Source organism: Streptomyces sp. NPDC001220 (assembly GCF_053597895.1).
The window spans coordinates 257383-275354 of record NZ_JBSFJE010000009.1 but is presented as its reverse complement, the minus strand read 5'-3'; the positions used below and the strand labels follow the sequence as shown (position 1 = coordinate 275354).

General features: G+C 71.5%; 17 protein-coding genes and 2 pseudogenes. 15 read left to right on the top strand and 4 right to left on the bottom strand.

All coding sequences use genetic code 11. The features are described 5' to 3' along the window. The first annotated feature begins 7 nt into the window (after positions 1-7). The 3 genes and pseudogenes from ACWDGI_RS23000 to ACWDGI_RS22990 all read left to right on the top strand — a co-directional run bounded on the left by ACWDGI_RS23000 (position 8) and on the right by ACWDGI_RS22990 (position 4195). On the top strand, positions 8-304 hold the full coding sequence (locus ACWDGI_RS23000) for a (2Fe-2S)-binding protein (protein ID WP_450761998.1): 297 nt from the start codon (positions 8-10) through the stop codon (positions 302-304). Positions 305-877: 573 nt separating this feature from the next. Next, a pseudogene (gene clpB, locus ACWDGI_RS22995) lies at positions 878-3466 on the top strand (ATP-dependent chaperone ClpB); the annotation flags it as partial. Between the two features lie 195 nt (positions 3467-3661). Next, on the top strand, positions 3662-4195 hold the full coding sequence (locus ACWDGI_RS22990) for a YbjN domain-containing protein (protein ID WP_450761793.1): 534 nt from the start codon (positions 3662-3664) through the stop codon (positions 4193-4195). A 6-nt stretch (positions 4196-4201) separates the two neighbouring features. On the opposite strand, the gene ACWDGI_RS22985 is transcribed toward ACWDGI_RS22990, so the two are convergent. Next, positions 4202-5389, bottom strand: coding sequence for a hypothetical protein (locus ACWDGI_RS22985; RefSeq protein ID WP_450761792.1), 1188 nt, complete (start codon positions 5387-5389; stop codon positions 4202-4204). A 123-nt stretch (positions 5390-5512) separates the two neighbouring features. Then, a pseudogene (locus ACWDGI_RS22980) lies at positions 5513-5947 on the bottom strand (aminotransferase class I/II-fold pyridoxal phosphate-dependent enzyme); the annotation flags it as partial. 182 nt (positions 5948-6129) lie between these two features. Here ACWDGI_RS22980 and ACWDGI_RS22975 point away from each other — a divergent pair. The 4 genes from ACWDGI_RS22975 to ACWDGI_RS22960 all read left to right on the top strand — a co-directional run bounded on the left by ACWDGI_RS22975 (position 6130) and on the right by ACWDGI_RS22960 (position 7949). Continuing rightward, positions 6130-6435, top strand: a complete 306-nt coding sequence (locus ACWDGI_RS22975) for a helix-turn-helix domain-containing protein (protein WP_450761790.1) — start codon at positions 6130-6132, stop codon at positions 6433-6435. Positions 6436-6564: 129 nt separating this feature from the next. Further along, positions 6565-7185 carry a DUF2975 domain-containing protein gene (locus tag ACWDGI_RS22970; protein ID WP_450761788.1) on the top strand — a complete coding sequence of 207 codons (621 nt, stop codon included), beginning with the start codon at positions 6565-6567 and terminating at the stop codon, positions 7183-7185. Continuing rightward, positions 7185-7409 (top strand): helix-turn-helix domain-containing protein, encoded by a 225-nt coding sequence (locus ACWDGI_RS22965; RefSeq protein WP_450761787.1) that lies wholly within the window; start codon positions 7185-7187, stop codon positions 7407-7409. The genes ACWDGI_RS22970 and ACWDGI_RS22965 overlap by 1 nt, the downstream gene beginning before the upstream one ends. Before the next feature lie 60 nt (positions 7410-7469). Next, positions 7470-7949: a DUF3515 domain-containing protein gene (locus ACWDGI_RS22960; protein WP_450761785.1), complete on the top strand. Its 480-nt coding sequence runs from the start codon at positions 7470-7472 to the stop codon at positions 7947-7949. 342 nt (positions 7950-8291) lie between these two features. On the opposite strand, the gene ACWDGI_RS22955 is transcribed toward ACWDGI_RS22960, so the two are convergent. Then, on the bottom strand, positions 8292-8531 hold the full coding sequence (locus ACWDGI_RS22955; RefSeq protein WP_450761783.1) for a Txe/YoeB family addiction module toxin: 240 nt from the start codon (positions 8529-8531) through the stop codon (positions 8292-8294). Then, entirely contained in the window at positions 8488-9681 is a 1194-nt protein-coding gene (locus tag ACWDGI_RS22950; RefSeq protein WP_450761781.1) for a pyridoxal phosphate-dependent aminotransferase, read from the bottom strand. Before ACWDGI_RS22950 ends, ACWDGI_RS22955 begins: the two co-directional genes overlap by 44 nt. Before the next feature lie 139 nt (positions 9682-9820). On the opposite strand from ACWDGI_RS22950, the gene ACWDGI_RS22945 reads away from it, so the two are divergent. The 8 genes from ACWDGI_RS22945 (at position 9821) to ACWDGI_RS22910 (ending at position 17873) form a co-directional block, all read left to right on the top strand. Next, a complete protein-coding gene (locus ACWDGI_RS22945) occupies positions 9821-10141 on the top strand; it encodes a hypothetical protein (protein WP_450761779.1) in 321 nt (106 codons plus the stop codon). Positions 10142-10510: 369 nt separating this feature from the next. Beyond that, the gene (locus ACWDGI_RS22940) at positions 10511-11041 is read left to right on the top strand and encodes a DUF2617 family protein (RefSeq protein WP_450761777.1); all 531 of its coding nucleotides are present in this window, start codon (positions 10511-10513) and stop codon (positions 11039-11041) included. Positions 11042-11125: 84 nt separating this feature from the next. Then, the gene (locus tag ACWDGI_RS22935; RefSeq protein ID WP_450761775.1) at positions 11126-12760 is read left to right on the top strand and encodes a polyamine aminopropyltransferase; all 1635 of its coding nucleotides are present in this window, start codon (positions 11126-11128) and stop codon (positions 12758-12760) included. A 93-nt stretch (positions 12761-12853) separates the two neighbouring features. Then, a complete protein-coding gene (locus ACWDGI_RS22930) occupies positions 12854-13576 on the top strand; it encodes an SRPBCC family protein (RefSeq protein WP_450761773.1) in 723 nt (240 codons plus the stop codon). Positions 13577-13783: 207 nt separating this feature from the next. After that, the gene (locus ACWDGI_RS22925; RefSeq protein WP_450761772.1) at positions 13784-14572 is read left to right on the top strand and encodes an aldose epimerase family protein; all 789 of its coding nucleotides are present in this window, start codon (positions 13784-13786) and stop codon (positions 14570-14572) included. Positions 14573-14597: 25 nt separating this feature from the next. After that, positions 14598-15146, top strand: coding sequence for an orotate phosphoribosyltransferase (gene pyrE / locus ACWDGI_RS22920; protein WP_450761770.1), 549 nt, complete (start codon positions 14598-14600; stop codon positions 15144-15146). Positions 15147-15315: 169 nt separating this feature from the next. Then, positions 15316-16338, top strand: coding sequence for a class II fructose-bisphosphate aldolase (gene fbaA, locus ACWDGI_RS22915; RefSeq protein WP_450761768.1), 1023 nt, complete (start codon positions 15316-15318; stop codon positions 16336-16338). Between the two features lie 56 nt (positions 16339-16394). Continuing rightward, positions 16395-17873, top strand: a complete 1479-nt coding sequence (locus tag ACWDGI_RS22910) for an MFS transporter (protein ID WP_450761766.1) — start codon at positions 16395-16397, stop codon at positions 17871-17873. Positions 17874-17972: the final 99 nt, after the last annotated feature.

Sequence of the window (17972 nt, the reverse complement as noted above, 5' to 3'; positions counted from 1 at the left end):
GCGTGAAATGGCCACCGCCTACCGCTCCGGCTGGCACTTCATCGACCTGGTCACCGCCATCCCCCACAGCGGCGACTCGCTGATGGTGACCGTCTTCGGTGAGCCGGTCGTCGTCACGCGGGACGAGGACGAGGACGTACGGGCCTACCGGTGCCTGCGCAAGCCCCGGGGTGCGCCGCAGCCCGTGCGGTGCGCCGTCCGGTACGGAATGATTTTTGTGAATCTGGACCAACGGGACCACCGGCTGGCTGGGCCGGACGTCCCGGACGTGAGGACCATCTCGGCCACCCCCCGCAGTGCCTGACGCGATTCCCCCGTCGTAAAAGATCGCTCAGGTGCTTCCCCCCGCAGCGGCGTCACCGTGACCTGAACACGGTGACGCCGCTGCAGTTTTCTGGGGACATTTCTGCCTATCGGCCGGTTTCGGCCAAGGTCCACCGTGGCTGAAACCTGTCGCTGGAGCGCCGACAGAACGGGGCGGCCGCCCCGGGCCGGCGGCTCGTTCCCGCTCCCCGGCCCCGGAATCCGCGCCATCGTGGCCGTGACGGCCGTCGCGGAGGGCGTTCCCCGTCCCCGGCCGCTCTCCCGTGGTCCCCGGCCACTCTCCCGTGGTCCCCCGCCGCTCTCCCGTACCGCTGCGCGCACCTCCACCGGCCCCCTGGCGCCCGCACCGCCCCCCCCGCTCGGCCGCCGGAGCCGCCCCGGTCCGCTTCTTCCGGCCATCTGCCCCCTCCGCGCCCGCCCCTCGGCGGGCCGGGTCCACGCACCCGGAAGCTGGTCCCCGGAAGGGGTCCCGTCTCCACCTTGAGTGGAATAGACTCAACTTTGTGTACGTTGGCTGAGTCAGCCGAACGATGCCGAGGAGGAGAACGCGAACGTGGACGCCGAGCTGACCAACAGGAGCCGGGACGCGATCAACGCGGCCAGCAGCCGGGCCGTGACCGAGGGGCACGCGGACCTCACGCCTGCCCACCTGCTGCTGGCTCTGCTGGCGGGGCAGGAGAACGAGAACATCACCGACCTGCTCGCGTCCGTGGACGCCGACCAGGCCGTCGTACGGCAGGGCGCCGAGCGGGTGCTGGCCGCCCTGCCCAGCGTGACCGGCTCCACGGTCGCGCCCCCGCAGCCCAACCGTGACCTGCTCGCGGTCCTCGCCGACGCGGACGAGCGCGCCCGCGACCTCGGTGACGACTACCTCTCCACCGAGCACCTGCTCATCGGCATCGCCGCGAAGGGCGGCGCGGCCGGCGAGGTGCTCGACCGGCAGGGGGCCACCGCGAAGAAGCTGGTGGAGGCCTTCCAGAAGGCGCGCGGCGGCCGCCGGGTGACCACCGCCGACCCCGAGGGCCAGTACAAGGCGCTGGAGAAGTTCGGCACCGACTTCACGGCCGCCGCGCGGGACGGCAAGCTCGACCCCGTCATCGGACGGGACCAGGAGATCCGGCGGGTCGTGCAGGTGCTGTCCCGCCGTACCAAGAACAACCCCGTGCTCATCGGCGAGCCGGGCGTCGGCAAGACCGCCGTGGTCGAAGGACTGGCCCAGCGGATCGTCAAGGGCGATGTGCCCGAGTCGCTGAAGAACAAGCGGCTGGTGGCGCTGGACCTCGGGGCCATGGTCGCGGGTGCGAAGTACCGGGGTGAGTTCGAGGAGCGGCTGAAGACCGTCCTCGCCGAGATCAAGGACTCCGACGGGCAGGTCATCACCTTCATCGACGAGCTGCACACGGTCGTCGGCGCCGGAGCCGGCGGTGACTCCGCCATGGACGCCGGCAACATGCTGAAGCCGATGCTGGCCCGCGGCGAGCTGCGCATGGTCGGCGCGACCACCCTCGACGAGTACCGGGAGCGGATCGAGAAGGACCCGGCGCTGGAACGCCGCTTCCAGCAGGTGCTGGTGGCGGAGCCGACCGTCGAGGACACCATCGCCATCCTCCGTGGCCTGAAGGGCCGTTACGAGGCTCACCACAAGGTGCAGATCGCGGACAGCGCCCTGGTGGCCGCCGCGACCCTCTCCGACCGTTACATCACCTCCCGGTTCCTCCCCGACAAGGCCATCGACCTGGTCGACGAGGCGGCCTCGCGGCTCCGCATGGAGATCGACTCCTCGCCCGTGGAGATCGACGAACTCCAGCGTGTCGTGGACCGGTTGAAGATGGAGGAGCTGGCGCTGGAGAAGGAGACCGACCCGGCCTCCCGGGAGCGCCTGGAGAAGCTGCGCCGCGACCTCGCCGACAAGGAGGAGGACCTGCGCGGCCTCAACGCCCGCTGGGAGCGCGAGAAGCAGTCCCTGAACCGGGTCGGCGAGCTGAAGGAGAAGCTCGACGAACTCCGCGGCACCGCCGAACGCGCCCAGCGCGACGGCGACTTCGACACCGCCTCCAAGCTGCTGTACGGCGAGATCCCGCAACTGGAGAAGGAGTTGGAGGCCGCCTCCGAGGCCGAGGTGGAGACCTCCCGGGACACCATGGTCAAGGACGAGGTCGGCTCCGACGACATCGCGGACGTGGTGGCCGCCTGGACCGGCATTCCCGCCGGGCGCCTCATGGAGGGCGAAACCCAGAAGCTGCTCCGCATGGAGGACGAGCTGGGCCGCCGGCTCATCGGCCAGACCGAGGCCGTACGCGCGGTCTCGGACGCCGTACGACGGTCCCGTGCCGGTATCGCCGACCCGGACCGCCCGACCGGCTCCTTCCTCTTCCTCGGTCCGACCGGTGTCGGCAAGACGGAACTGGCCAAGGCGCTCGCCGACTTCCTCTTCGACGACGAGCGGGCGATGGTCCGGATCGACATGTCGGAGTACAGCGAGAAGCACAGCGTGGCCCGGCTGGTCGGCGCCCCGCCCGGATACGTCGGCTACGAGGAGGGCGGCCAGCTGACGGAGGCGGTCCGCCGCCGCCCCTACACCGTGGTCCTCCTGGACGAGGTGGAGAAGGCCCACCCCGAGGTCTTCGACATCCTGCTCCAGGTGCTGGACGACGGCCGGCTCACCGACGGCCAGGGCCGCACGGTCGACTTCCGCAACACCATCCTGGTGCTGACGTCCAACCTGGGCAGCCAGTACCTGGTCGACCCGGTGCTCGGCGAGGAGGAGAAGAAGCGGCAGGTTCTGGAGACGGTCCGGCATTCCTTCAAGCCGGAGTTCCTCAACCGCCTGGACGACCTGGTCGTCTTCTCCGCCCTGGCCAAGGACGAGCTGGCCCGGATCGCCCGGCTCCAGATCGACCGGCTGGCCAAGCGGCTGGCCGACCGCCGGCTCGCCCTGGAGATCACCCCGGAGGCCCTGGCCTGGCTCGCCGAGGAGGGCAACGACCCGGCGTACGGCGCCCGCCCGCTGCGCCGTCTGGTCCAGACCGCCATCGGCGACCGCCTCGCCAGGGAGATCCTGTCCGGCGAGGTCAAGGACGGCGACACGATCCGGGTGGACGCCTTCGGCGAGGGCCTGATCGTGGGCCCGGTGACGGCGGAGGAAGCGGTCGGCGAATCGGTCGGGGAATCGGCCGCCGAAACGGCCGGTGAAGCCGTCGAAAGCACCGGTCAGGAGACCGGGAAAACGCTCTGAGCGGAATTCCGCCAACGGGAGATGAACCCGCCGGGGCGGGGGTTGCCACCCCCCTCCCCGGATGGGGGAGGATGGCGGGATCCGTATGAAGGGAAAATCACGGTGACCATCGACCCGTCCTCGATTCCGAACTTCGGGGGCCAGCCCGAGCCGCAGCCCCAAGGACCGGCGGGCCCCGTCGTCCCGGATCAGGATCTTGTGAAGCAGCTCCTCGACCAGATGGAGCTGAAGTACGTCGTCGACGACGAGGGCGACCTCGCGGCGCCGTGGGAACAGTTCCGTACGTATTTCATGTTCCGCGGTGAGGACGAGCAGTCGGTCTTCTCGGTGCGGACGTTCTACGACCGCCCCCACAAGATCGACGAGAAGCCCCAGCTCCTGGAGTCCATCGACGACTGGAACCGCCGGACGCTGTGGCCCAAGGTCTACACCCACACCCATGACGACGGCACCGTCCGTCTCATCGGCGAGGCACAGATGCTGATCGGCATGGGTGTCGACATCAACCACTTCGTGTCGTCCACGGTCAGCTGGGTGCGGGCCGCGATCGAGTTCGACAAGTGGCTCGTCGAGCAGCTCGGCCTGGAGGAGGCCGTCAACGACGCCGACCAGCCCGAGGGCGACGACGAGGAGTAGGCAGCGCTACAGGGGTGTGCCGGCGAAGACGACCAGGTACGCGCCGTAGCCGAACGAGAGCCCGGCCAGGGCCGCGACCACCACGGACGCGTGCCAGGGCCGGGCTCTCGCCGTGCGGACCAGCGCCCGGGCCAGGGGGAGGAGCAGCGGGAAGGCCGGCAGGAGGAAGCGCGGCTTGGACTCGAAGAAGCCCGAGCCGCCGAGCGTGATCAGCAGGAGCACGGCGGTGTAGGCGACGAGCGGGAGCGGCGCCCGGTCCAGCAGCAGGAGCGCGAAGAGGACCACCGCCGCCGCCACGATCACCAGGGCCGTCGGGAAGACGAAGCGGTCGCCGCGCAGCAGCAGGTCGCGGACGAAGCGGAGCGAGCCCCGGCCGAAGTCGAAGCGCGACCCCCACAGCCGCTGTACGCCGAAGTAGCCGCCCAGCGGATCGCCGGCGCGGCGCCCCACCCACAGGACGTACGCGAGCCAGCCGAGCGGGGCGAGTCCCGCGCCCGTCCACAGCCTGTGGGCAACCCGGCCCCGGGAGCGGTGCATCTCGCGGACGGCGGCGAGCAGCACGGCCACCGCGACCGCGAAGCCGTTCGGCCGGGACAGGCCCGCCAGGGCGGCCAGGGTGCCCGCCCACAGCCAGTTTCCGGCCAGGACCGCGTACAGGGACCAGGCGGCGAACGCGGTCAGGACCGGTTCCGTGTACGCCATGGACAGCACCACGGAGTGCGGGAGCAGCCCCCAGAGCAGGACGAGGGCGGTGCCCACCGCGCGGCCGTGCAGCCGGGCGCCCAGCGCGTAGATGCCGGCGGCGGCGACGCCCGCGGCCGTCCAGGACACCAGCAGGCCGGCGCCCGCCCCGCTCAGTGGGGTGACGGCCGTCAGTATCCGGATCAGGGCCGGGTAGAGCGGGAAGAACGCCAGGTCGCTGTGGATGACGTCGGGGCGGAAGTACAGGGTGCGGCCGTAGCCGTGCGCCGCGATGCCCAGGTACCAGACCGAGTCCCAGGACCGGCCGAGCAGGGTCAGCGGATGCCTGCCGCTCGCCCAGGCGGCCAGCGCGACCACGGCCATGCCGGTGAGCCGGGCGGCCGCGAACAGCCCCACCGCGACACCGCCCGCGGTGACGAGCGACGGGGCGAGAGCGGCGGTTCCGGTGGTCGTGCCGGTGGTCGAACTGGCGGTGGTGCTGGCGTGGCTCACATTCGCACCCTGCGGGGGACCGGGGCGAAGTGCGAGAAATATGCGCCCGATGGGGTACCGGAGGGGTACGCCTCCTGGCGTGGCGCGGGCCGTTGGCGAACCCGGGGGTGGTATCGGGCGCGGCTACCCGAGCCGCCGCAGCCGCTCCGCCGCCTCCCTGAGCACCTCCGCACGCTTGCAGAACGCGAACCGCACGAACGGGGCCCCCGCCTCCCGGTGGTCGTAGAAGACCGCGTTCGGGATGGCGACGACCCCGGCCCGTTCCGGGAGCGAACGGCAGAAGGCGAAGCCGTCGTCCTCTCCGAGAGGGCGGATGTCGGTGGTGATGAAGTAGGTGCCGGCGGTGTCGTAGACCTTGAAGCCCGCCTCCGCGAGGCCCCCCGCCAGGATGTCGCGCTTGGTCCGCATGTCCTCGCGGAAGGCCTCGAAGTAGGCGTCCGGGAGGGCGAGGGCCTCCGCGACCGCGTACTGGAAGGGGCCCGAGGCCACGTACGTCAGGAACTGCTTCGCCGACCGCACCGCCGCGACCAGCTCCGGCGTCGAGGTCACCCAGGTGACGCCTCTCTCGTGCACCCATTCGCGTGTCGCGTAACAGGCCCACCAGGGGCAACCTCAGTACCGCCAGGAGCCCATCTGCCGCGAGATCGCCGAACGGCGCGGCTTCGTCGTCGATCCCGCCCATGTCTTCGTGGACAACCGGCTGGAGCGGTCAGACAGAAACGAACGGGGAGACCACCGCTGTGACTTACCGCACGACGGACAACCAGAGAACGGGACCACGAGAGGACTTCAGCTCGGTCCCAGCCGCTCCTCCCACTCCCGGGGACCTCGACGCCATTCCCTCCCTCACCCCCCGGGAGCGCCAAGTCCTCACCCTGCTCGGCCACGCCGCCGACAATCGCGAGATCAGCCGTCGGCTCGGCATCGCCGAACGCACCGTCAAAGCGCACCTGACCAACCTCATGACCAAGATCAAAGTATCCAGCCGCACTGAAGCGGCCCTCTGTGCCTACGCCCATCACGACAGCCTCACCAACCGTCCCTGAGGATCTCGTTCGCCTTCCTCCCGTGAGGGCCCGTCCGGCACGCCGTCACACCCTGGGCTTGACAGTGCGCATATCGCTTATCGATAGTATCGATAAGCGATATGCGCACTGCGGACGACAGGGGGAACCGTGGGTACGAAGTCCTGGTGGAGCCGGACCGACAACCGACTGCTCGAGGTGGCTCTGGGCCTGGCCACTCTGTTCGTCGGCGTCTTCGGGGTGCTGGTCCCGGTCCTCGGGGTGGTCGGCCTCATCGCCCCGGTGGACAGCCGCGAGGTCAAGACCGCGACCGCGACGCAGGTACCGGGCACCGTGACCGACGCGGTGGCGGGCCACGGCATGACCCTCACCGGCACCCACCGGGCCGACCTCGTCTTCGCCCATCCCGACCTGGGCCGGCGTCTGTTGCTCGCGCTGCCGGACGTCATCGGCAGCCTGCTGCTGCTCCTCGTCCTGGCCCTCCTCGTCCAGATGGCCAGGACCCTGCGCGACGGCGACGTCTTCGTGCCGAAGAACGCCCGCCGTCTGAGCGTCATAGGGCTCACGGTGCTGGTGCTGGCTGTCCTCTCCCCAGTGCTGCCGGCGCTCACCACGCAGGTGCTGGTGAGCGGCACCCCCATGGCCGAACAGATCCCCTTCTCGGTCAGTTTCACCGGCGAGTACGTCCTGCTCGCCTTCCTCATCCTGGCCCTGGGCGAGGTCTTCCGGCGCGGCACGAAGCTACGCGCCGACACCGAGGGGTTGGTCTGATGCCGCCAGAGGACGAACACCGGGTTCAGGTCCACCTGGACCGGCTGCTCGTCGAGCGCGGCATGACCCTTTCCGAACTGGCGGCCAGGGTCGGGGTGACCGTGGTCAACCTCTCCGTCCTGAAGAACGACCGGGCGAAGGCGATCCGCTTCTCCACCCTCACCGCCATCTGCCGCGAACTGAACTGCCAACCCGGCGACCTGCTCAGCGTCCGCGAGGACTGACCCCGGGCGGCCTTCGCCGAAGAGAACCCATAGCAGCGTTACCTGGACAAGGGATGACTCATGGAGATGACCTCTGCCCGGCGTCTGGCACAGGCCGGTGTGATCGCCTTGTGTGCCGCCGCTCTTGCGGCCTGCGGGGCCTCGTCGCGTTCTTACAACGTGTCGGGGGCTCCGGGGGGTGACAGTGCCGCCTGCTCCAGTCTGGTGGGCAAGGCCCCACAGAAGCTGGGGGGTTACGAGCGCAGCGATTCCGACCAGAAGGGGACGGCTGTGTGGGGAGATGGCGATGTGGTTCTGCGGTGCGGGAACATCTCGGACGTTCCGGAGTCGGCTTCGTGCACGTCGGTGAAGGGCGTCGACTGGGTCGTGAACGCGAGGAAGACCCACGACGGGGTGAAGACGGTCCTGTCGTACGGGCGTAGTCCCGCGGCCGAGGTCACGGTGTCGCAGCAGATCAAGGACCAGGACGCCGTCATCGGGAAGGTGTCCGGGATCGTGTCGGGTCTGGCGAAGCAGAAGACGTGCGCGAAGCGGAGCTGAGCCGAGTTGGGCTGGTAGCCCTGGAGGGCAGGGTGCCCGAAGGTGCGATGGTGACGGGCGTGGCGAGGCCGTAGAAATCTGTTGAACATGCGTGCGGGTGCCGACTGCGGTGCCGGGCGCGTCGGCCTCCAACAGCTGGAGCATCCCGGGCGGCCACAAGATGCAGGTGAACGCCTGGCCCTGTGGCGCGTACGTGACCGGGCGGGCTCAGGGAAGCACTCCGTCCGCTCGCTGGCGGGAACGTCATCCGCAGGACGACGGAGGCCGCGACCGGCCGGGAGGAGCCGCGCAGGGTGGCGCTGCCGAACGCGCATCGCGGGCCTGCTCGATCCTTGAGTCCTGTCAGCTCTCGTAGCGGTAGTGGCACTGCGCGATCAGGACGGCGTCCTCGGTGGCCTTGTAGATCAGTCGGTGCTCGTCGTTGCCGCGGCGCGACCAATAGCCCTGGAATCCGTGCTTGAGCGGGTCCGGTTTGCCGATCCCTCGTTGCCGTTTGACCGGGCGGCCTCCGGCGCGAGAGCTCCCCGTAGGGCGGCGGTCAGTGCGCGAATGCCTTGCGGAGCCGTTCCGCCGCCTCCTCAAGCACCTCGGTCCGCTTGCAGAACGCGAACCGCACGAAGGGCGCGCCCGCCTCCCGGTGGTCGTAGAAGACCGCGTTCGGGATGGCGACGACCCCGGCGCGCTCCGGGAGCGCGCGGCAGAAGGCGAAGCCGTCGGACTTGCCGAGCGGCCGGATGTCGGTGGTGATGAAGTACGTGCCCGCCGGCTGGAAGACCTTGAACCCCGCCTCCGTGAGCCCGGCCGCCAGCACGTCCCGCTTGGCCAGCATGTCCGCACGGAACGCCGCGAAGTACGTGTCCGGCAGCGCCAGCGCCTCGGCCACGGCGTACTGGAACGGCCCCGACGCCACGTACGTCAGGAACTGCTTGGCCGACCGTACGGCGGTGACGAGGTCCGGCGTGCCCGTCACCCAGCCGACCTTCCAGCCGGTGAAGGAGAACGTCTTGCCGGCCGACCCGATGGTGACCGTGCGCTCGCGCATGCCCGGGAAGGTCGCGAGGGGGAGGTGCCCGGCCTTGTCGAAGACCAGGTGCTCGTAGACCTCGTCGGTGACGACCAGCAGGTCCCGTTCGACCGCAAGTTCGGCGATCGCGGTCAGTTCGGCGCGGGTGAGGACCGTGCCGGTCGGGTTGTGCGGCGTGTTGATCAGCAGGAGCCGGGTGCGCGGGGTGACGGCGGCGCGCAGTTCGTCGAGGTCCAGGCGGAAGGCGGCGCCGTCCGGGCGGAGGGTGACCGGGACCCGGGTGCCGCCGGCCATCGCGATGCACGCCGCGTAGGAGTCGTAGTACGGCTCCAGGGCGACGACCTCGTCACCCGGCTCCACCAGGGCGAGCAGGGCGGCCGCGATCGCCTCCGTCGCGCCCGCCGTGACCAGTACCTCCGCGTCCGGGTCGTACGACAGCCCGTACCGGCGCTCCTGGTGCGCGGCGATCGCGGTGCGCAGCTCGGGAACGCCCGGCCCCGGCGGGTACTGGTTGCCGCGCCCCTCGCGCAGCGCCCGCACGGCCGCCTCCCTGACCTCCTCGGGGCCGTCGGTGTCCGGGAAGCCCTGCCCCAGGTTGATGGACCCGGTGCGCAGCGCCAGGGCGGACATCTCGGCGAAGATCGTGGTCCCGAACTCTGCGAGCCGGCGGTTCAGTAGAGGGCGTTCGCTGGAGGTCATGCCGGTCATCCTGCGCCCAAGCTCTGGAGTTCCTCAACTCCGCTTTGGCTGCCGGGCGGCCCGGGCATCACCGGGGCACGCCGCGGTCACGCGGCGGCCGGGGCGCCCACGGGGGGTCGCTCCGCGCGAACCGAAAGAAGGTGACGCCATGGGCATCGTCTTCATCGTGGCGGCGGCCGCGATCGTCTGCCTGGTGATCGTCGGAAGCGCGGCCCGCAAGGGCGGGGTGGGCAGGGGGGCGTCCGGCCGGGGCGGATCCTCCTCCTACGACAGCTCGGGCAGCTGGTGGGCCGGCGACTCGGGGTCGTCGTCGCACGGAGGCCACGGCGGGCACGGCGGGCACGGCGGGCACGGGGGGCACGGAGGTCACTCGTGCGGCGGAGGGCACTCCTCCTGCGGCGGCGGCTCGTCCTGTGGTGGCGGGGGCTCGTCCTGCGGCGGCGGGGGTGGCTGCGGCGGGGGCAGCTGACCCGCAGCCTCGGTGACACGGGGGACACGGGGGACACGGGGGAGCGGGGCAGTGGGGGAGCGGGGCGTCCGGACGGCGAGTGGGTGGCCTTCTCCGGGCGCCCCGGCGTGCGCCAGAGGGAGCAGGGCGCACAACGTGGTTGAACAGTTGAGCTGTGGAGCCCTCTGAGGGATGGAAACCCCACGAAGTTGGGTAAAAACGCTGTGGCAGCGCCACAGTTCATGATTCCCTCTAAATCACCAAAGCAGCGCCTCGGACGTCCTGACGACACCCCTCCCCCGGCTGGGCCGACCGGGCCGATCTCCCGGTGTCCACCGAGGTGCGCCGGACCCCCCCTCCTCCCCATTTGCGTGTTAGCGGAGCCGATCCATGCTCACGACCCTGAACACCACCTACACCGATACGCGCGCGGCCGACCTCGCCTGGGCCCTGGGTCGCGAGCCGCTGCCTGCCCTGGCCACCCTCGACCTGGAACTGTCCGGGGCGAAACTGCAGCTCAGACTGTTGGGCGCGTCCCATCAGGTACTCCTGGAGGAGGAGTGCGGCGGCTGTTCGGAGACGGTGGCGTGCATCCCGGGGTCCAGCACCCCGCTGCCGCTCGGGGTCGCCAAGCGCATCGGCGACTGGGAGTACGAGTTCGCGGCCCGCGTCGAGGTGCTGTCACCGGGCTCCTTCGCCGGCCGCGCCCAGGAACTGCTCGCCCTCGTCTCCGAGCACCCGCACGGCCTGGCCGGGGTCTTCCCGGGCAGCCCGCACGCGTTCACCGCGCTGCTCGCCCAGCGCCACGAGGGCCAGGTGCACTGGCGGACCTGGCACGCGTACCCGCAGGACGGCCAGCTGGTGGCGACCCGGACGAGGGTCGGCGTCCGGGTTCCGGTGGCCCGACACCTCCCCGGGTGACATAAACCAACGGGCCGTCAAGACGGCCGATTTCCACACGTGTGGGTGACGAAGCGTACCGAGCGAGTGACGTAACGTCGCAGAGTGATCGATCCGCACGCACCCGCCCCTCCCGGCGCACCGCCGCCCTGGGGTGCCCCCGCGCCGCTGCCCGTGCGGCCGGGGACGGGCCGGTTCCTGGTCCTCGCGTGCGTCTTCGTCTGCGCGGCCTGCGGGCTGGTGTACGAACTCGAACTCGTCGCCCTCGCCTCGTACCTGATCGGCGACTCGGTCACCCAGGCCTCCGTGGTGCTGTCCGTGATGGTCTTCGCCATGGGCGTCGGCTCACTGGCCGCGAAGCGGCTGCGCTGGCACGCGGCGGCCGGATTCGGCGCGGTGGAGGCCGCGCTGGCACTGGTCGGCGGCTGCAGCGCCATGGCCCTGTACGCCGTCTTCGCCTGGACCGGCGGCTGGGGCGGCCTGTGGTCGGCCGGCCCGCGCTGCCTCCTGGTCGCCTTCTCCCTCGCCATCGGCCTGCTGATCGGCGCCGAGGTGCCGCTGCTGATGGAGCTCATCCAGCGCATCCGCCGCCAGGACGCGGGCGGCGCGGTGGCCGACCTGTTCGCGGCGGACTACGTCGGCGCGCTGGTCGGCGGCCTGGCCTTCCCGTTCCTCCTGCTGCCCTTCCTCGGCCAGTTGACGGGCACCCTGCTCACCGGCACGGTCAACGTCGTGGCCGGCGGCGCCCTGGTGCTCGGCCTGTTCCGCCGCGACCTGTCCCGCCGGGCCCGCTGGATCCTCCTCGCCGTCAACGTGACCGTCCTCGGCGTCCTCGCCTCCGCCGCCGCCCACGTCGACGACTTCGAACGGGCCGCCCGGCACGCGGTCTACGGCGACGACGTCCGGGTGGCCCTCCAGACGGACGTCCAGGAGATAGTCCTCACCGGCGGCACCCACGGACGTCCCCTCGATCTCTTCCTCGACGGCCGGCTGCGCGTCGGCGGCCGCGACGAACGCCGGTACCACGAAGCCCTCGTCCAGCCGGCGATGAGCGGCCCGCACGCGCGCGTGCTGATCCTCGGCGGCGGCGACGGCATGGCCGCGCGCGAGGTGCTCCGGCACACCGGCATCGACCGCGTCGACGTCGTCGAACTGGACGCGGGCCTGGTCCGCCTCGCCCGCCACGACCCCGCCCTCTCCGCGCTCAACGGCCATGTCTACGACGACCCGCACGTCCACGTGGTCACCGCCGACGCCTTCTGCTGGCTGCGCCGGACCGCGCCGCCCGCCGCGTACGACGTCGTGATCGCCGACCTGCCCGACCCCGGCATCACGGCCAGCACCAAGCTGTACTCCGAGGAGTTCTACGGCCTGGCCCGCCGCGCCCTCGCCCCCGGCGGCCGCCTGGTCGTGCACGCGGGCCCGGTCCGGGCCCGCCCCCGCGACTTCTGGACGGTCGCGGCGACCATGCGCGCCGCCGGCCTGGCCACGACCCCCTACCGGGTGCTCGGCCGCGACCCCGGCTTCACCCCCGGCCCCGACCGCTCGGCGGGCGAGTCCAGGGCCCCGCACGACTGGGGCTTCATCCTGGCGACGGAGGGTTCGCGCGGGCCCCGGCTGCGGCTGCCGGCCGACGGTCCGCGGCTGCACACGCTGACCCGGCGGGACCTGCGCGAAGACGCGCTGGAGAGCCCGCCGACCGAACTGCCGGCCTCCACGCTGGTGGATCCGCGGTACTGAGCCCGGACCCGGCCACGGGGAGCCCGGACCCCGGCTGCGTGCCGTGCGTCGCGGAGGGTACGCCGGCCTGACTCCTGGGTAGGCTCAGTCGGCATGGAGCACCAGGTGTACGTCCCGGCCCCGGCCTCGCGGCTCAGGGAGGCGCTGGCCGACCCCGCGCGGGTCGCCCGGGCGCTCCCCGGCCTCCAGCAGGACACGGGCGCCGCGCCCGGCACCGGCCGCGTCAAGGTCCGCATCGGCAGCCACTCGATCACCTACCGGGGCTCCCTGCGCGTCAGCGCCCGTGCCGACGGTTCCTACGCGCTCGACGGCGACGCCACCGAGGCGCGCGGCGCCGGCACGGTGAAGCTGGCGCTCACGCTCCGCCTCACGGACACCGACGAGGGCTGCCAGGTCACGGTGACCGGCACGGCCTCCGCCGACGGGCGGGTCGCGGAACTGGCGCCGGAGGCCGTGGAGTCGGCGGCTACGCGGCTGCTCAACCGCTTCGTGGAGGGCCTGGGGGAGGTGCGGCCCGAGCCCCCGGACCAACCGGTGTCGATCTTCGAGACGGAGGTCCCGCCGCCGTCGCCGGCGCCCGAACCGGTCGAGGAGCCGCTGCCCGAGATCTTCGCCGAGGCGGCCCATGCCCGCCGCACGATGATCGGCCGCAGCGCGGAGGAGGTCGACCACGCGCCGCCCCGCGGCCGCTACGCGCCGGTGCCGGCACCGCAGACGGTGGCGGCGGCCTCGGCACTGCGCTGGGCCGCACCGGCGGCGGCACTGGCCCTGGCGTCGGCGATCGTGGTGACGAGGGCGTTGCGGCGCCGGCGGTGACAAGTGCGGGTGCGCTGGGGCCCGGCCGTGGGGACGCTCACCGGCGCCGGCCGGAGGCCGCCCGCGCCCACCCGTGCCGCCCCAGCGGCACGACTGCCCGCGGCTGAATGAGTTGATGCGCCCCGTTGGGGGCGCGGGGAACTGTGCGAGCAACCCCCCACCCACCCGCACCCGAAACCAAACCCCCCTCCCCACTACTCTCATCCCGTGAGTAACGAAGACATCACGCTGACCGCTGGCGACGCCACCCTCCACCTGCACCCCGGCAACGGCGGCCGTATCGCCGGACTGGAGGTCGGTTCCCTCGAACTCCTCCGCCAGGGCGACCGCTTCGGCTGTTTCCCGATGGTGCCCTGGTGCGGCCGTATCCGGGACGGCCGTTTCCGCGACGGCGCCGACATCGTCCAGATGCCGCTCAACTCCCCGCCGCACGCCATCCACGGCACGGCCCGCGACGGCGCCTGGCGCATCGCCCGCCGTTCGGCGGACGAGGCCGTGATCACGTGCGAACTCGGCGACCCCTGGCCGCACCCCGCCCGCGTCACGCACGCGGTCCAGCTCACCGAGGACTCGTTGACGCTGACGATGGCCGTGGAGACGTACGACAACTCCTTCCCGGCGCAGATCGGCTGGCATCCCTGGTTCAACCGCAACCTCGGCGGCCAGGACGCCCAGGTCGGCTTCGCCCCCGCCTGGCAGGAGGAGCGCGGCGCGGACCATCTGCCCACCGGCAACCGCATCGACCCCCAACCCGGCCCCTGGGACGACTGCTTCGGGATGCCCGACGGCGTCGACGTCACCCTCACCTGGCCGGGGCAGCTGGAGCTGAAGGTCGCCAGCCGCGAGCAGTGGGTCGTGGTCTACGACGAGCAGGAGGCGGCGGTGTGCGTGGAGCCGCAGACCGGTCCGCCGAACGGCCTCAACACGCTCCCCCGTCTCGTCACCCCGCTGGAGCCGCTGGAAGCCACCACCATCTGGACGTGGCGCCGCCTCTGAGTCCGCCGCCTCTAAGCTGGTCGGCATGACGGACGTACGCGCTGAGCTGCTGCAACAGATCAAGGACAAGGCCGTGGTGCACGGCAGGGTGACCCTGTCGTCGGGGCTGGAGGCGGACTACTACGTCGACCTCCGCCGCGTCACCCTCGACGGTGCCGCCGCCCCGCTGGTCGGCCAGGTGCTGCTCGACCTGACCGACGGCCTGGAGTACGACGCCGTCGGCGGGCTCACCATGGGCGCCGACCCGGTCGCCGGCGCGATGCTGCACGCGGCCGCCGCGCGCGGCCGTCACCTCGACGCCTTCGTCGTCCGCAAGGCGGCGAAGGCGCACGGGCTGCAGCGCCGGGTGGAGGGGCCGGAGATCAAGGGCCGGCGGGTCCTCGTCGTGGAGGACACCTCCACCACCGGCGGCTCCCCGCTCGCCGCGGTGGAGGCCGTGCGCGAGGCCGGCGCCGAGGTCGTCGCCGTCGCGACCATCGTCGACCGGGCCACCGGCGCCGACGAGAAGATCCGCGAAGGTGCGGGCGTGCCGTACCTGTTCGCCTTCTCGAAGGATGAACTGGGGCTGGACTGACACCCCGGTCGACGAGTGGGATTGACCCGGATGCGACCGGCGCCCGGCGCCCGGAGCATCGGTTCATGTCTGGAAAGATGGGGACGACGATGACGTCGTACCTCAAGGTCTAGGTCAGGGCCGTAGAGAACCAGCAGTACGCCGACCCGCACACTCAAGGAGCGGACAGATGCCCATCGCAACCCCCGAGGTCTACAACGAGATGCTCGACCGGGCGAAGGCAGGCAAGTTCGCCTACCCGGCCATCAACGTCACCTCGAGCCAGACCCTGAACGCTGCGCTGCGCGGCTTCGCGGAGGCGGAGAGCGACGGCATCGTCCAGATCTCTACCGGTGGTGCCGAGTTCCTCGGCGGCCAGTACAGCAAGGACATGGTGACCGGCGCGGTCGCGCTCGCCGAGTTCGCGCACGTCATCGCCGAGAAGTACCCGGTCAACATCGCGCTGCACACCGACCACTGCCCGAAGGACAAGCTCGACGGGTACGTACGGCCGCTGATCGCGATCTCCAAGAAGCGCGTCGAGGCCGGTCTGACCCCGCTGTTCCAGTCGCACATGTGGGACGGTTCCGCCGAGACCCTCGCGGACAACCTGGCCATCGCGCAGGAGCTGCTCGAGCAGGCCCGCGCGGCCGACATCATCCTCGAGGTCGAGATCACCCCGACCGGTGGCGAGGAGGACGGTGTCTCGCACGAGATCAACGACTCCCTCTACACCACCGTCGAGGACGCGATCCGCACCGCCGAGGCGCTGGGCCTGGGCGAGAAGGGCCGCTACCTGCTCGCCGCCTCCTTCGGCAACGTGCACGGCGTCTACAAGCCGGGCAACGTCGTGCTCCGCCCCGAGCTGCTCAAGGAGCTGGCCGACGGCGTGGCCGCGAAGTTCGGCAAGGCGTCCCCGTTCGACTTCGTCTTCCACGGCGGCTCCGGCTCCACCGAGCAGGAGATCGCCACCGCGCTGGAGAACGGCGTCGTGAAGATGAACCTGGACACCGACACCCAGTACGCCTTCACCCGTCCGGTCGCCGACCACATGTTCAAGAACTACGACGGCGTCCTGAAGGTCGACGGCGAGGTCGGCTCCAAGAAGACCTACGACCCGCGCACCTGGGGCAAGCTGGCCGAGGCGGGCATGGCCGCCCGTGTCGTCGAGGCCACCCAGCACCTGCGCTCGGCTGGCAACAAGATCAAGTAGTCGGCATTTCCACGGACCCGATGCTACGGCACCGGGTCCGCTGTATACCTGGAACCATGCCCGACGTCCGGCTGGCCTCCTCGCAGGGCAAGTGGATCCTGTTCACCACCGTCCTCGGTTCCAGCATGGTGCTGCTGGACTCGACCGTCGTCAACGTCGCCCTGCCCCGCATCGGCCGTGACCTGGGCACGAGCCTCGCGGCCCTGCAGTGGACGGTCAACGCGTACATGCTGACGCTGGCCGGGCTGATCCTGCTCGGCGGCTCGCTCGGCGACCGGTACGGCCGCCGGAAGATCTTCGTGCTCGGGGTCGTCTGGTTCGCCGCCGCCTCGCTGCTGTGCGGCCTGGCCCCCGACGACATCGTCCTGATCGCGGCCCGCGCCCTTCAGGGCATCGGCGGCGCCCTCCTCACACCGGGCTCCCTCGCCCTCATCCAGGCCTCCTTCCATCCGGACGACCGGGCGAAGGCGGTCGGCCTCTGGTCCGGATTCGGCGGCATCGGGGCGGCCGTCGGCCCGTTCCTGGGCGGCTGGCTGGTGGACGGCCCCGGCTGGCGGTGGGTGTTCCTGCTGAACGTCCCGCTGGCCCTGCTCTGCGTCCCGGTCGCGCTGCGCCATGTCCCGGAGTCCTCCGCCGAGGGCACCTCCCGCGCGAGCGGAGCCGAGAGTGGGGGAGGGCGCGCCCACGGCGGCTTCGACGTGCTCGGCGCGGTGCTGGCCGCCCTGACCCTCGGATTCGTGACCTACGCGCTGATCGAGGCCGGGACCACGTCCCTGCTCGCCCTCGCGGGCCTCGCGACCGGCGTGGCCTTCGTGTACGTCGAGAAGCGCCGCCAGGACCCGATGCTCCCGCTGGACATCTTCGCCTCCCGCCAGTTCACCGCGCTGAACGTGGTCACCCTGTGCGTGTACGGCGCGTTCGGCGGCTACTTCTTCCTCACCGCGCTCCAACTGCAGGTGGTGGCCGGCTACTCGGCGCTGGCCGCCGGCACGGCCCTGCTGCCCTCCACCGCGCTGATGCTGCTCTTCTCGGCCCGCTCGGGCGCGCTGGCCGACAAGATCGGGCCCCGGCTGCCGCTGACCGTCGGACCGCTGCTCTGCGCCACGGCGATGATGCTGATGCTGCGGGTGGGCGCGCACGCGAACTACCTGACGGACGTCTTCCCGGCGGTCCTGGTCATGGGCGCCGGCATGGTCACCCTGGTGGCCCCGCTCACCGCCTCGGTCCTCGCCTCCGTGGACACCGCCCGGGCGGGTGTCGCCAGCGGTATCAACAACGCGGCGGCCCGCGCGGGGAGCCTGATCGCGGTGGCGGCCCTGCCGCTGCTGGCGGGGATGGGGCCGGAGGCCTACCGGTCGCCCGCGGCCTTCGACGCGGCGTTCGACCGGGCCATGCCGATCTGCGCGGGGGTGCTGGTGGTGGGGTCGGCCCTGGCGTTCGCGCTGGTCCGCAGGCCGACCCCGGGCTGTGTCCGCCCGGAGTGCCGCACCCACGGAAACGTGACCTCACCACCGCTGGAGGCGAAGAGCGGGTAGCCGGAGGGGCGGTGGCCGGAGGGCTGGTGACCGGCTGGCGGTAGCCGGTGGCCGGTGGCCGGTAGCCGGTAGCCGGAGGGCTGGTGGCCGGTGGGGCGG

What these genes read in the sequence shown, in the direction of transcription:
- ACWDGI_RS23000 (WP_450761998.1), top strand. Translation starts at nt 8, where the DNA reads ATGGCCACCGCCTACCGCTCCGGCTGGCACTTCATCGACCTGGTCACC.
- ACWDGI_RS22960 (WP_450761785.1), top strand. Translation starts at nt 7,470, where the DNA reads ATGGAGATGACCTCTGCCCGGCGTCTGGCACAGGCCGGTGTGATCGCC.
- ACWDGI_RS22945 (WP_450761779.1), top strand. Translation starts at nt 9,821, where the DNA reads ATGGGCATCGTCTTCATCGTGGCGGCGGCCGCGATCGTCTGCCTGGTG.
- fbaA (WP_450761768.1), top strand. Translation starts at nt 15,316, where the DNA reads ATGCCCATCGCAACCCCCGAGGTCTACAACGAGATGCTCGACCGGGCG.
- pyrE (WP_450761770.1), top strand. Translation starts at nt 14,598, where the DNA reads ATGACGGACGTACGCGCTGAGCTGCTGCAACAGATCAAGGACAAGGCC.
- ACWDGI_RS22965 (WP_450761787.1), top strand. Translation starts at nt 7,185, where the DNA reads ATGCCGCCAGAGGACGAACACCGGGTTCAGGTCCACCTGGACCGGCTG.
- ACWDGI_RS22940 (WP_450761777.1), top strand. Translation starts at nt 10,511, where the DNA reads ATGCTCACGACCCTGAACACCACCTACACCGATACGCGCGCGGCCGAC.
- ACWDGI_RS22930 (WP_450761773.1), top strand. Translation starts at nt 12,854, where the DNA reads ATGGAGCACCAGGTGTACGTCCCGGCCCCGGCCTCGCGGCTCAGGGAG.
- ACWDGI_RS22910 (WP_450761766.1), top strand. Translation starts at nt 16,395, where the DNA reads ATGCCCGACGTCCGGCTGGCCTCCTCGCAGGGCAAGTGGATCCTGTTC.
- ACWDGI_RS22950 (WP_450761781.1), bottom strand. Translation starts at nt 9,681, where the DNA reads ATGACCGGCATGACCTCCAGCGAACGCCCTCTACTGAACCGCCGGCTC.